At 55.9% G+C, this 12765-nt stretch carries 12 protein-coding genes and 1 riboswitch; of the genes, 5 read left to right on the forward strand and 7 right to left on the reverse strand.

Features of this window, described 5'->3' with window-relative positions; genetic code table 11:
• Window positions 1-18: 18 nt before the first annotated feature.
• Both K2184_RS12740 and nudF read right to left on the reverse strand, forming a co-directional pair.
• Window positions 19-441, reverse strand: a complete 423-nt coding sequence (locus K2184_RS12740) for a DUF1249 family protein (protein ID WP_004105856.1) — start codon at window positions 439-441, stop codon at window positions 19-21.
• Window positions 438-1070: an ADP-ribose diphosphatase gene (gene nudF, locus K2184_RS12745; protein WP_004105859.1), complete on the reverse strand. Its 633-nt coding sequence runs from the start codon at window positions 1068-1070 to the stop codon at window positions 438-440. The genes K2184_RS12740 and nudF overlap by 4 nt, the downstream gene beginning before the upstream one ends.
• A gap of 195 nt (window positions 1071-1265) precedes the next feature.
• Here nudF and tolC point away from each other — a divergent pair, with 195 nt between their 5' ends.
• The 3 genes from tolC to K2184_RS12760 all read left to right on the forward strand — a co-directional run bounded on the left by tolC (window position 1266) and on the right by K2184_RS12760 (window position 4718).
• Entirely contained in the window at window positions 1266-2714 is a 1449-nt protein-coding gene (gene tolC / locus K2184_RS12750; RefSeq protein ID WP_004105860.1) for an outer membrane channel protein TolC, read from the forward strand.
• Between the two features lie 169 nt (window positions 2715-2883).
• Window positions 2884-3552, forward strand: coding sequence for a DUF1190 family protein (locus K2184_RS12755; protein WP_004105863.1), 669 nt, complete (start codon window positions 2884-2886; stop codon window positions 3550-3552).
• 5 nt (window positions 3553-3557) lie between these two features.
• Window positions 3558-4718: a glutathionylspermidine synthase family protein gene (locus K2184_RS12760; protein ID WP_017145412.1), complete on the forward strand. Its 1161-nt coding sequence runs from the start codon at window positions 3558-3560 to the stop codon at window positions 4716-4718.
• 45 nt (window positions 4719-4763) lie between these two features.
• On the opposite strand, the gene ygiD is transcribed toward K2184_RS12760, so the two are convergent.
• Entirely contained in the window at window positions 4764-5555 is a 792-nt protein-coding gene (gene ygiD, locus K2184_RS12765) for a 4,5-DOPA dioxygenase extradiol (protein WP_004105868.1), read from the reverse strand.
• A gap of 195 nt (window positions 5556-5750) precedes the next feature.
• Between ygiD and zupT the strand changes: the two genes are divergently transcribed.
• Window positions 5751-6521 carry a zinc transporter ZupT gene (gene zupT / locus K2184_RS12770; protein ID WP_024274733.1) on the forward strand — a complete coding sequence of 257 codons (771 nt, stop codon included), beginning with the start codon at window positions 5751-5753 and terminating at the stop codon, window positions 6519-6521.
• Between the two features lie 61 nt (window positions 6522-6582).
• Here zupT and ribB read toward each other — a convergent pair whose 3' ends face one another.
• Window positions 6583-7236 (reverse strand): 3,4-dihydroxy-2-butanone-4-phosphate synthase, encoded by a 654-nt coding sequence (gene ribB, locus K2184_RS12775; RefSeq protein WP_004105870.1) that lies wholly within the window; start codon window positions 7234-7236, stop codon window positions 6583-6585.
• Window positions 7237-7341: 105 nt separating this feature from the next.
• A riboswitch (FMN riboswitch) is annotated at window positions 7342-7493 on the reverse strand.
• Between the two features lie 120 nt (window positions 7494-7613).
• Here ribB and ubiK point away from each other — a divergent pair.
• Window positions 7614-7895, forward strand: coding sequence for a ubiquinone biosynthesis accessory factor UbiK (ubiK, locus tag K2184_RS12780; RefSeq protein WP_017145410.1), 282 nt, complete (start codon window positions 7614-7616; stop codon window positions 7893-7895).
• A 53-nt stretch (window positions 7896-7948) separates the two neighbouring features.
• Here ubiK and glgS read toward each other — a convergent pair whose 3' ends face one another.
• From glgS to glnE, 3 genes are all read right to left on the reverse strand, one after another.
• On the reverse strand, window positions 7949-8158 hold the full coding sequence (glgS, locus tag K2184_RS12785) for a cell surface composition regulator GlgS (protein WP_004115630.1): 210 nt from the start codon (window positions 8156-8158) through the stop codon (window positions 7949-7951).
• Between the two features lie 273 nt (window positions 8159-8431).
• Window positions 8432-9865 carry a bifunctional D-glycero-beta-D-manno-heptose-7-phosphate kinase/D-glycero-beta-D-manno-heptose 1-phosphate adenylyltransferase HldE gene (hldE, locus tag K2184_RS12790; RefSeq protein ID WP_004115631.1) on the reverse strand — a complete coding sequence of 478 codons (1434 nt, stop codon included), beginning with the start codon at window positions 9863-9865 and terminating at the stop codon, window positions 8432-8434.
• A 58-nt stretch (window positions 9866-9923) separates the two neighbouring features.
• Window positions 9924-12758, reverse strand: coding sequence for a bifunctional [glutamate--ammonia ligase]-adenylyl-L-tyrosine phosphorylase/[glutamate--ammonia-ligase] adenylyltransferase (glnE, locus tag K2184_RS12795; protein ID WP_017145409.1), 2835 nt, complete (start codon window positions 12756-12758; stop codon window positions 9924-9926).
• Window positions 12759-12765 lie beyond the last annotated feature (7 nt).

Genomic DNA, 12765 nt, shown 5'->3' on the forward strand with positions numbered 1-12765 from the left:
TCCTTAGGTTTCACGACGCTAACAAACCGGAATCGCCATCGCTCCATGTGCTAAACAGTATCGCAGCCAATCGGCCAGAAACTGATTAATTTGATGCTTTTCGTCGCGTTGATGCAACTTTTTATTAGGATAATCATACCGCGCTTTGAAGCGAAAGATCTGCTGGCTTGAACACACTTCAGCGACCATTGCATCGTGATAGAGCCGTACCGTCATTGACGGCAGACTCCAGTAGCTTACCGCTGGCAGAGTCTGTTCAATCGCCACTAAGGTAGTGTAGCGGGTCGATTCGACGATCGTTAATCGGTATTGCGCATTGCCCACCTGGTAACTCACCTTTTCTCCCGCTGCATCCGTTCGCGGCAACAGGCGGCGCAGCTGAGCAAAATTGGTTTCACACAGGCGCATCATTTCAGGGAAGTCAGGTGTATAACGCTTCATTTTGTCCACTCGTTTCGTAAATTGTGATAATGCAGTTGCAGCCATTGCAGCGCAATGACAGAGGCTGCGTTGTCGATTTTCCCCTCTTCTACCCACCGATAAGCCTGTTCCCGGCTTACCACATGGACACGAATATCCTCATTTTCATCGGCCAGTCCGTGAATCCCCTTTGCCGTCGTTGCATCGACTTCACCCACCATAATAGACAGCCTTTCGCTGGTGCCGCCGGGGCTGGCCAGGTAACTCAGGACCGGCTTAATACGGCCGACATTAAGCCCGGCTTCTTCTACCGCCTCACGGCGGGCGACATCTTCAGGCGACTCGCCTTCTTCAATCATGCCGGCGACCATTTCGAGCAGCCACGGGCTCTCACTGGTATCATACGCCGCAATACGGATCTGCTCGACGAGCACCACTTCATCACGCACCGGGTCAAAGGGTAGCAAGACTGCTGCGTGACCGCGCTCAAAAATTTCGCGGGTCACCTCGCCGCTCATCTCACCGTTAAACAGGCGGTGGCGGAAACGATATAAATCGAGCGAAAAAAAACCACGATAGAGCGTTTCGCGTGCAATAATTTCTACATCGTTTTTAGAGAAGGTAATCTCCTGCTGATTGACATTACTCATTTCGATATCCTGTAGAATATGAAGTTATGAATTTATAGACGGTGTGGCTACCGTTTTATGGCGCGTATGTTAGATTGGTGCAAATTACCGCCCCATGGCACATAACGCCAACTTTTTACGGTAACAGACTCTATACAATCAGCGATTATTTTTAGAATTTGAGTAGCGCTAAATGCTTCACAACAAGGAATGCAAATGAAGAAACTCTTTCCCATCCTTATCGGCCTGGGCCTGACTGGCTTCAGCGCCATGAGCCAGGCAGAAAACCTGCTGCAGGTTTATCAGCAGGCGCGTATCAGTAACCCTGATCTGCGTAAATCAGCAGCCGATCGTGATGCCGCATTCGAGAAGATCAACGAAGCGCGTAGCCCATTACTGCCGCAGCTCGGTCTGGGTGCGGACTATACCTATACCAGCGGTTTCCGTGATTATAAAGACCAGAACTCTAACGTTACCAGCGGCTCGCTACAGCTCACGCAGGTCCTGTTCGATATGTCGAAGTGGCGCGCGCTGACGCTGCAGGAAAAACAAGCCGGTATTCAGGACGTCACCTACCAGACGGACCAGCAAACGCTGATCCTCAATACCGCAACCGCCTATTTTAAAGTGCTGGCCGCGATCGATACGCTCTCCTATACCGAAGCGCAGAAACAGGCGATTTATCGTCAGTTAGATCAGACCACCCAGCGCTTTAACGTTGGCCTGGTTGCCATCACTGACGTACAAAACGCCCGCTCGCAGTACGATGCTGTGCTGGCGAACGAAGTGACCGCGCGCAACGATCTCGATAACGCCGTCGAAGAACTGCGCCAGGTGACCGGCAACTACTATCCAGAACTGGCGTCGCTCAACGTGGATGGTTTTAAAACCAACAAACCGTCAGCCGTTAACGCGCTGCTGAAAGAAGCGGAAAGCCGTAACCTGTCGCTGCTGCAGGCGCGTCTGAGCCAGGATCTGGCGCGCGAGCAGATTCGCCAGGCGCAGGATGGGCATCTGCCGACCCTGAATTTGAACGCATCCAGCGGAGTATCTAATAACCGCTACAGCGGCTCTAAGAGCATTTCACAGGACGCTGACGTAGGGCAGAACAAAATCGGCCTTAGCTTCTCCCTGCCGTTGTATCAGGGCGGAATGGTGAACTCTCAGGTTAAACAGGCGCAGTACAACTTTGTCGGCGCCAGCGAACAGCTGGAAAGCGCCCACCGTAGCGTGGTGCAGACCGTTCGTTCATCTTTTAACAACGTGAACGCGTCTATCAGCAGCATTAATGCCTACAAACAGGCCGTGGTTTCCGCGCAAAGTTCCCTGGATGCTATGGAAGCGGGTTATTCGGTAGGTACGCGTACCATCGTCGATGTCCTGGACGCGACCACTACGCTGTATAACGCAAAACAGCAACTGTCCAACGCGCGTTATAACTACCTGATTAACGAGCTGAACATCAAATCCGCACTCGGTACGCTGAACGAGCAGGATCTGGTTGCGCTGAACAATACGCTGGGCAAGTCTATTCCGACTTCACCGGATAGCGTCGCGCCGGAAAATCCTCAGCAGGATGCCAGCGCCGACGGCTACAGCAACACCGCCGCGGCAAAACCAGCATCAGCACGCAGCACCAGCGGCAGCAACCCGTTCCGCCAGTAGTCCGCTTGCGTCGTCCGCGCTTCGCTTACCCACACGGGTAAGCGAAGCGTTAAACGTAAGGCAACGTAAAGATCTCCCGCTTTCCGCCCCTATTCGCTTCATTTTCCACCACTCATCCTCTATCCTGAGCGTTAACAAAACGCATACCACTGGGTCCAGGAAGACAATCATGAAACGGACAAAAAATATTAATCACGCCTCCTTTCGCAAAAGCTGGAGCGCGCGCCATTTAACTCCCGTTGCGCTTGCCGTTACGGCCGTGTTTATGCTCGCCGGTTGTGAACAAAGCGATGAAACGGTTTCTCTTTATCAAAACGCCGATGACTGCTCTGCCGCCAACCCGAGCAAAGCCGCAGAGTGCACCACTGCCTACAATAACGCGCTTAAAGAAGCGGAACGTACAGCCCCTAAATACGCCTCCCGCGAAGACTGCGTCGCCGAGTTCGGTGAAGGTCAGTGCCAGCAGGCGCCGGCTCAGGCCGGTATGGCTCCGGAAAACCAGGCTCAGGCGCAAAGCAGCGGCAGCTTCTGGATGCCGCTGATGGCTGGCTACATGATGGGCCGGATGATGGGCGGCGGAATGGGCGCTCAGCAGCCGCTGTTCAGCTCAAAAAACCCGGCCAGCCCGGCCTATGGTAAATATACCGACGCTGGCGGTAAGAGCTACGGCGCAGCGCAGCCGGGCCGTACCATGAACGTGCCGAAAACCGCAATGGCGCCAAAACCGGCCACCACCAGCACCGTGACGCGCGGCGGATTTGGCGACTCGGTCGCCAAGCAGTCAACAATGCAGCGCAGCTCGGCGAGCTCCTCTTCATCACGCTCGATGGGCGGCTAAGCGACATGGAAAGAATCAGCATTACCGAGCGCCCGGACTGGCGTGAAAAAGCGACAGAATATGGTTTTAACTTTCACACCATGTACGGCGAGCCGTACTGGAGCGAAGAAGCTTATTACAAACTGACGCTGGCGCAGGTTGAGAAGCTCGAAGACGTCACGGCAGAACTGCACCAGATGTGTCTGCAGGCGGTTGAAAAAGTCATCGCCAGCGATGATTTAATGACCAAATTCCGCATCCCCAAACATACCTGGGGATTCGTGCGTCAGTCGTGGAAAACCCATCAGCCCTCGCTGTATTCGCGTCTCGATCTGGCGTGGGACGGCGTCGGTGAGCCGAAACTGCTGGAGAACAATGCCGATACGCCGACCTCGCTGTACGAAGCGGCATTCTTCCAGTGGATCTGGATGGAAGATCAGCTGAACGCCGGTCAACTGCCCGCGGGCAGCGATCAGTTTAACAGCCTGCAGGAGAAGCTGATCGATCGCTTCAGCGAGCTTCGCGAGCAGTTCGGCTTCCAGTTGCTCCACATGGCCTGCTGCCGCGATACCGTTGAAGACCGTGGCACCGTGCAGTATTTACAGGACTGCGCCGCAGAAGCGGGCGTGGCTACTGAGTTTCTCTATATCGAAGACATTGGACTGGGTGAAAAAGGCCAGTTTACCGACCTCCAGGATCAGGTGATTGGTAATCTGTTCAAGCTCTATCCGTGGGAATACATGCTGCGCGAGGTGTTCTCCACCAAGCTGGAAGATGCAGGCGTGCGCTGGCTGGAGCCGGCCTGGAAGAGCATCATCTCCAACAAAGCGCTGCTGCCGCTGCTGTGGGAGATGTTCCCCAACCATCCGAACCTGCTGACCGCTTATTTCAGTGAAGATGCGCACCCGGAAATGGACAAGTACGTTATCAAGCCCATTTTCTCCCGCGAAGGCGCTAACATTTCTATTGTTGAAAACGGCAAAGTGCTGGAGGCGGTAGAAGGTCCGTACGGTGAAGAAGGCACCATCGTGCAGGAGTTCTATCCGTTGCCGAAGTTTGGCGACAGCTACACGCTCATCGGCAGCTGGCTGATTAACGACCAGCCGGCGGGTATTGGCATTCGCGAAGACCGGGCGATGATCACCCAGGATCTATCGCGTTTTTATCCGCACATTTTCGTTGAGTAACCTCTAACCCCGGCAGTATCGCGTACGGCCGGGGTTTATCTGTTCTCAAGCGCCAATCACCACTGACAGCATGCTCAGGGATCCCATTTCCATTCCTTCTACCGGGATCGTAATCGGCTCCTCGCCGTCCCAGGCCCCCAGTACGTACAGCAGCGGCAGGAAGTGATCGGCCGTTGGGTTAGATAACGATCCGCCTTCATGCGTCAGGTAATTCACCAGCGGATGTTCCGCCACGGGGCCTTTCCATGCCAGGTTCGCCTTCACGTAGTTATTAAACGACTCCGCCCAGGGATAGGCCGTATTCTCGCCGTGCCAGCGTGCGGTGCGCAGGTTATGCACCACGTTGCCGCTTGCCACCAGCATAATGCCTTCATCGCGCAGCTGAGCCAGCTTACGCCCCATTTCGAAATGCCATGCGGCGGGTTTCGTGCTATCAATACTTAGCTGCACCATCGGAATATCGGCGTCGGGATACATTTTAATCAACACGCCCCATGAACCATGGTCAAAGCCCCAGGCTTCTTTATCCAGCGTCACCGGCACCGGCGCCAGCAGCTCAACCAGGCGCTGGGCCAGTTCAGGTGAACCCGGAGCCGGATAATGCATATCGTATAGCGCCTGTGGAAAACCGCCAAAATCATGAATCGTTTTCGGCGCTTCCATCGCCGTCACTCCCGTACCGCGAGTGAACCAGTGAGCGGAGATAACCACGATGGCTTTCGGCCGCGGTAAAGTCTCGCCCAGATGCCGCCAGGCGCGAGTATAGATGTTATCTTCCAGCACGTTCATCGGGCTGCCATGGCCTAAAAATAGCGCGGGCATGCGGATACGGGACATAGTGATATCCTTGATTGAGAGAGAGTTGATGTATTTACATTACGCGCTTTTGATTCAGGATAAACTCAGATAAGCATGATGATGATCGTCAGAAAATTTGAATGTAAGGGGCGGTAAAGAGTGAATCCGTGCACTCGCGATCGTCTATGAATAGCGATATTCTCAATAAGAATCATTTTCATAAGGAGGTGAATGTTGTCCTCACCCATCATTTTGACTCTGCTGGCAGGGAGCGCCACCTTTATTGGGGCAATATTCGGCGTGCTCGGCCAGAAACCCTCGAACCGCTTATTGGGTTTCTCTCTGGGTTTCGCCGCCGGGATCATGCTACTCATTTCCTTAATGGAGATGCTGCCCGCTGCGCTGGCGACTGAAGGCATGTCGCCGCTGCTCGGCTACGGCATGTTTATCATCGGCCTTCTCGGCTACTTTGCGCTTGACCGCATGCTGCCTCACGCCCATGCGCAAGATCTGATGAACCCCGGCATCTCCCGCCCGCGAAATCTGCGACGTACGGCGATATTGCTGACGTTAGGCATTAGCCTACATAACTTTCCTGAAGGTATTGCCACTTTTGTGACGGCCAGCAATAACCTTGAGCTGGGCATGGGGGTCGCGTTAGCCGTCGCGCTGCATAACATCCCGGAAGGGCTGGCAGTAGCAGGGCCGGTCTATGCCGCCACGGGTTCCAGGAGTAAAGCGGTATTCTGGGCAGGGCTTTCCGGGATGGCGGAAATCTTCGGCGGCGTGCTGGCCTGGCTGGTACTGGGCAGCGTGATCTCTCCGGTGATGATGGGCGCGGTCATGGCCGCGGTTGCCGGTATTATGATTGCGCTATCGGTTGATGAGCTCATGCCGCTGGCGAAAGAACTCGATCCGCAAAGCAACCCGAGCTATGGCGTGTTGTGCGGAATGTCGGTAATGGGATTAAGCCTGGTGGTTTTGCAAACGGTAGGGATTGGCTAAACAAAAGCTAAAAACAATAAAGCCCACCATAAGGCGGGCTTTATTCAGCAACCAGCGGCAATTAGCTGGCTTTACGCTCGTGTTCGCGACGGTAAGCCACTAAATCTTCAATGGTGACTACTTCCATATTGTGCTGTTTAGCAAACTCAATGCACTGCGGCGCACGCGCCATAGAGCCGTCGTCGTTAGTCAGTTCGCACAGTACGCCCGCCGGTTTGAGGCCAGCCAGGGTGACCAGATCGATTGTAGCTTCGGTGTGGCCGCCGCGGGTCAGAACGCCGCCCGGCTGAGCGCGCAGCGGGAAAACGTGGCCAGGACGGTTCAGGTCTGACGGCTTCGCGCCATCGGCAATTGCCGCACGTACGGTCGTTACGCGGTCAGCGGCGGAAACGCCGGTAGTCACGCCTTCAGCAGCTTCGATGGTGACGGTAAAACCGGTACCGTAGGCGCTGGTGTTGTTCTCTACCATCATTGGCAGGTCGAGCTGTTTACGACGATCTTCCGTCAGGCACAGGCAGACAATGCCGCTACCGTGGCGAATGGTCAACGCCATCTGCTCAACGGTCATGGTTTCTGCGGCGAAAATCATATCGCCTTCGTTTTCACGGTCTTCATCGTCAAGTACCATCACACCGCGGCCTTCGCGCAGTGCATCTAAAGCACGTTCCACACGTTCAAAAGCGGTACCAAAAGAGGAAAGTAGCGTCTGATTCATGGTAAATAAACCTCATTAATTGTATGGTTACCAGAATCAGGGCAGTCTTAGGAGCGCCGGTTTAGCGGCAAAAGTCAACGCAAGCGGGCGAAAACCCGACTGAGCCGTTACTCTCTCCCATCCGGACTCTAACCGTCGGCCCCGGAATTACACCGGATCTGCTGACCTTTCTGCATTTACAGAAAGCGCTCGCGGGCTTTCAACGCTATGGTTGATTTACCGCCGGTGGGGAATTTCGCCCCGCCCTGAGAATAAGCGAAGTAACTATAACGCTATTGACTATCGTCGGCAATGCATAAGCTTCAAACATTTATGGTTTATAGGTACCGCCGATCGCACTACAATGAGCGAATAACCGACCAGAGCAGGAAACCACCATGATTGACCCGAAAAAAATTGAACAAATCGCCCGCCAGGTTCATGAATCGATGCCGAAGGGGCTCCGCGATCTGGGGGAAGACGTGGAGAAAAAAATTCGTCAGGTGCTCCAGTCGCAGTTAACTCGCCTGGACCTGGTAAGCCGCGAAGAGTTCGACGTGCAGACGCAGGTGCTGCTGCGCACGCGTGAAAAGCTGGCGCTTCTGGAGCAACGTCTGAGCGAGCTGGAAAATCGTCCTCTAAACGCGCCGGCGACGCCGGACGCCGAAGAGAAGCTCTAAAAATAAGCAACGGGCCGTCAGGCCCGTTGTCGTATCGGTTGAGGGTAAGTAGATTAGTGCTCCAGCTCCGCTTCAGGGGTCATGGCTTTATTCGCCTGCTGGCAGTAAAGTTCATAGCGTTGACAAAACCATTCACGATGCTCTTCATCCATATTGCCGACAATGGCCTGAAGATCGACGGGCTGACCTTGTGCGTTCATTCTGGCGAAACTCTGGGCCAGAAAATCAAAATTCTTCATTAAATACATGTCTTTATTCTTCATACGCATACTCCTTCAGCCGTTGGTGTTCTGATTGGTCATATGCTTTTTACTGACTTCAGTATTTATCCTTACCTTAACTTTTTTTGTACGAAAAATGCGCCTGAAATGGCTATTTATTGAGCCAAATCATTTATGCCGTCATTAAATAGAAAGAGGCCCACGATTAGACGATCGCGGGCCTCTGTTGTACGAATTTGCAGCGTTATCGCTGGTTACGCTTATTTTCGCTTACCAGATCCGGATTAGCAGCCGCTCCAGTGAAGAGAGAAAACATTACTGATTGTTATCTTTCTGGATCTTCCTGATGATATTGGTCGTTGAGCAGCCATCTTCGAAGTTGAGCACCAGCACCTCGCCGCCGTTTGCCCACACCTCTTCGCTGCCGGCAATCTGCTCCGGCTTATAGTCCCCACCTTTCACCAGCAGATCCGGCAGAATTCCGGCAATCAGCCGCTGCGGAGTATCTTCTTCAAAAGAAACCACCCAGTCGACGGCCTCCAGCGCGCCCAGCACGATCATTCGCTGATCCAGCGGGTTGACCGGACGAGACTCGCCTTTCAGACGCCGGGTTGAAGCATCGCTGTTCACCGCGACAATCAGCCTGTCACCCAGTTTGCGAGCGTTCGCCAGGTAGGAAACGTGGCCCGCGTGTAAAATATCGAACACGCCGTTGGTCATCACAACTTTCTCGCCGCGCTTGCGCGCCGCGGCTACCGCCAGCTTGAGTTCTTCTTCGCTCATCACGCCAAAACCGGTCTCGGAGCGCCCGCGTACCGCGTTCTCCAGTTCGATAGGCGAAACGGTAGAGGTACCGAGTTTACCCACCACGACGCCAGCCGCCGCGTTGGCAAAGTAGCAAGCTTCTTCCAGAGTATTGCCGGAAGCCAGCGTCGCCGCCAGCACGCCGATGACCGTGTCGCCCGCGCCGGTAACGTCATAGACTTCCTGGGCCTGCGTGGGCATATGCAGCGGCGGTCGCCCCGGCTGCAGCAGCGTCATCCCCTGCTCGGAACGGGTCACCAGCAGCGCAGAGAGGTCGAAATCGGCGATGATTTTCATGCCGCGTTCAACGATCTCTTCTTCATCCTTACATTTACCCGCTACCGCCTCAAATTCTGAGAGGTTAGGCGTCAGCAGGGTAGCGCCGCGATAGCGTTCAAAATCCGTGCCTTTCGGATCGATAAGCACCGGAACGCCCGCATCGCGCGCCAGCTTGATCATGGTCTGGACGCTGGTCAGCGCGCCTTTGGCGTAATCAGAGAGCACCAGGGCGCCAATAGAGCCCAGCGCCTGCTGAATACGTTCGTGCATCGGCTGCGGATCGACGCCGGAGAACCCTTCTTCAAAATCGAGACGAATCAGCTGCTGGTTGCGCGACAGCACGCGCAGTTTGGTAATCGTCGGATGCGTCGGGACGGATACGAAGTCGCACTTCACGTTGACGTCAGCCAGCGCCTTACTTAACGCACGGGCGGCATCGTCAATCCCGGTCAGACCAACGAGGCGGGAGGTCGCGCCGAGCGACGCAATGTTCATCGCCACGTTTGCCGCGCCGCCAGGACGTTCTTCGATATTTTCCACCTTCACCACCGGTACCGGCGCTTCCGGCGAAATACGGCTGGTGGGACCATACCAGTAGCGGTCCAGCATCACATCGCCAACCACCAACACTCCTGCACGTTCAAACTCTGGCAGCGTTACTTTCATTACTCTCTCCTGCGAGACGCAAACTTTGCGCGCGATAATAGCACACCCGGTTTTTTAGTTAAGCCATCAACCACTTCTGCCAGCTGGCGCTGACCTGTTCACGCTCCTGGCTAAACGCATCTGGCGCCACGTGCCCCGGCTGTTCCTGCAGCGCCAGGTGATGTAGCGCATCGCGCAGCGTAGTGTAAGCGTGAGTTAACGCCCTCGCCTCTGCCTCGTCCATAATGTCGTTCTGCGCCAGCAGTTCCAGGATACGAACGTTATCGGACCAGCGCGTGAGCTTCGGTTTATCACTGGCATAGCGTAGGACCAGATACTGAGTAATAAATTCAATATCGGTGATCCCACCGGCATCGGCTTTAATATCAAAGCGATCGTGATGCTTATTCCCCAGGTGAGCGCGCATTTTTTCGCGCATTTCCCGCACTTCGGTCTGCAGTTTTTCGCCTTCTCGCGGGGTAGTAAGAATATCCCGACGAATGGCGTCAAAGCGCGCCTGTAGCTCAGGATCGCCATACACTACGCGGGCGCGAACCAGCGCCTGGTGTTCCCATGTCCATGCCTCATTCTGCTGATAATCAGCAAAGGAATCGGCGGTAGTGACCAGCATCCCCGCTGCGCCAGAGGGGCGTAAGCGAGCATCCACTTCGTACAGAATGCCTGACGAGGTGCGGGTACTGAAAAGATGCATGATGCGCTGCGCCAGGCGCAGATAAAACTGACGGCCGTCGATTTCGCGTTCGCCGTCGGTCATCACCTCCATCGGGCAATCGTGGAGGAACACCAAATCGAGATCGGAACTGTAGCCCAGCTCCCAGCCCCCCAGCTTGCCGTAGCCGACCACCGCAAAACCGCGCCCCTGGCGATCGTGCAGGTGCGTCGGCTGCCCGTAACGGGCCACCATCTGCAGCCATGCCTGCTGGACGACTGCGTCAATCATCGCCTCCGCCAGCCATGTTAAGTGATCGCTCACTTTCATCACTGGCAGCGTTCCGGCGATATCGGCCGCAGCGATGTGCAGCAGCTGCGCCTGCTTAAACTGGCGTAGCGCCTCCAGCTGCTGCTCTTCATCATCTTCCGGTACGCGCAGCAGATACTGGCGCAGTTCATCGCGATAGGCATCGGTGGCCGTTGGCTGATAAAGCGTATTCGGGTCCAGCAGTTCGTCCAGCAGCAGCGGATGGCGGGCCAGCTGACTGGCGACCATCGGCGACGCCGCGCACAGGCTAATCAGGTGCTTTAACGCGCCGGGGAATTCGCTCAGCAGCTCCAGGTAAGTGGTGCGGGTGACAATTCCGGTGAGCAGCGGCGTAATACGCGCCAGCGGTACCGGAGCATCGGCGCGCGAACAAATTTCGCTAAGCAGATGCGGCATGAGCTGGTCAAGCACCTGACGACCGCGCGGACCAATCGTGCGCCGGTCCAGCTCTTTGCGAAAATCGGCGATCAGCGCCAGCACGCTGCGGCGATCGCTGTCTACAAGATGCGCCAGCGCCGGGCTGGTATCATCTTCCTGCAGCGCGTCCTGCCACAGCTCGCGCCAGTACTCTTCAAGCTGCTCATCCGGCGACTGCGTTTCATCGTCGCCGATCAGTTCATTAAACACGCGCCGCACGTTAGCCATCTGTTCCGCCAGCCGCGCGCTGAGTGTCTCCCAGTCGGCAACGCCCATCCCCCAGGCCAGCCGGGCGCGATTAAGTTCATCCTGCGGCAAGGTTTGCGTCTGCTCGTCGTTGATGCTTTGCAGCAGGTTTTCCAGGCGACGCAAAAACAGATAGGCTTCGCGCAGCCTCTGCGCATCCCCTTCCGGCAGCAGATGTAGCTCTTCGATGGCGGCCAGCGTCGGCAGCAGCGCCCGCTGCTGCAGCATTGGCTCACGGCCGCCGCGAATCAACTGGAAGACCTGGACGATAAACTCCACTTCTCGGATGCCGCCCGCGCCGAGCTTGATATTGTCTTTTAATCCCCGGCGGCGCACTTCCCGGGCAATCATGCCCTTCATGTTGCGCAAAGACTGAATCACGCTGAAATCGATATAGCGGCGGAAGACAAACGGCCGCAGCATGGCGCGCAGCTCGTTGGCATAGACGCCATCGTTATCGCCCATAATTCGCGCTTTCACCATCGCGTAGCGCTCCCAATCGCGTCCCTGCTCCTGGTAATAATCTTCCAGCGCGGCAAAGCTCAACACCAGCGGACCGCTATCGCCAAACGGGCGCAGGCGCATATCCACGCGGTAGACAAAACCATCCTGGGTGGGTTGATCCAGTACCTTAATCAGGCGCTGCCCGAGGCGGGTAAAAAACTGGGCGTTATCCAGTTCGCGACGCCCGCCGCGCGTGGCGCCATGTTCCGGCCAGGCGAAAATCAGATCGATGTCGGAGGAGAAGTTCAGCTCGCCGCCGCCGAGCTTGCCCATCCCGAGGATGAGTAGCGGCTGCGGCGAACCTTCAGCATTACATGGAGTGCCCCATTCGCGACAGCAGGCAGCGTATAGCCAGTCGCGCGCGGCGACGATTAAGGTCTCCGCCAGCGCGCTTAGCTGCTGCAGGCTGCTCTCTTCGCTGACCAGCGATAGCGCCTGGGCCCAGGCGATACGCACCATGATCCGACGGCGAAACTGGCGCAGCTCGCGCATCAGCGCGGCTTCATCATTGACCTCGGCCAGGCGCACCTGCAGCCATTCGGCGTAGTGATGCCACTCCTGCGCCTCGGGGGGCGCACTTTCAAGCTCCGCCAGCCACTGCGGCTGCGCGATCAGACTCTGTTCGACGAAATCGCTGAATGCCATAACTGATTGCGCCCGATCGCTCAACGTCGATACGGGAAAATCCGCTGGCAGCCGGCCAGCGACCGTCTGCCAGTGCTGCTGTAATTGCGAAGAAAGCGGCATCTTAGGG

This window comes from Klebsiella sp. K5-306 (assembly GCF_051835185.1).
Classification (GTDB): Bacteria; Pseudomonadota; Gammaproteobacteria; order Enterobacterales; family Enterobacteriaceae; genus Klebsiella; species Klebsiella oxytoca.

Coding starts and splice junctions, on each gene's coding strand:
- hldE (WP_004115631.1), bottom strand. CDS start 9,865: ATGAAAGTAACGCTGCCAGAGTTTGAACGTGCAGGAGTGTTGGTGGTT.
- K2184_RS12755 (WP_004105863.1), top strand. CDS start 2,884: ATGAAACGGACAAAAAATATTAATCACGCCTCCTTTCGCAAAAGCTGG.
- nudF (WP_004105859.1), bottom strand. CDS start 1,070: ATGAGTAATGTCAATCAGCAGGAGATTACCTTCTCTAAAAACGATGTA.
- glgS (WP_004115630.1), bottom strand. CDS start 8,158: ATGAAGAATAAAGACATGTATTTAATGAAGAATTTTGATTTTCTGGCC.
- ribB (WP_004105870.1), bottom strand. CDS start 7,236: ATGAATCAGACGCTACTTTCCTCTTTTGGTACCGCTTTTGAACGTGTG.
- ygiD (WP_004105868.1), bottom strand. CDS start 5,555: ATGTCCCGTATCCGCATGCCCGCGCTATTTTTAGGCCATGGCAGCCCG.
- ubiK (WP_017145410.1), top strand. CDS start 7,614: ATGATTGACCCGAAAAAAATTGAACAAATCGCCCGCCAGGTTCATGAA.
- K2184_RS12760 (WP_017145412.1), top strand. CDS start 3,558: ATGGAAAGAATCAGCATTACCGAGCGCCCGGACTGGCGTGAAAAAGCG.
- tolC (WP_004105860.1), top strand. CDS start 1,266: ATGAAGAAACTCTTTCCCATCCTTATCGGCCTGGGCCTGACTGGCTTC.
- glnE (WP_017145409.1), bottom strand. CDS start 12,758: ATGCCGCTTTCTTCGCAATTACAGCAGCACTGGCAGACGGTCGCTGGC.
- K2184_RS12740 (WP_004105856.1), bottom strand. CDS start 441: ATGAAGCGTTATACACCTGACTTCCCTGAAATGATGCGCCTGTGTGAA.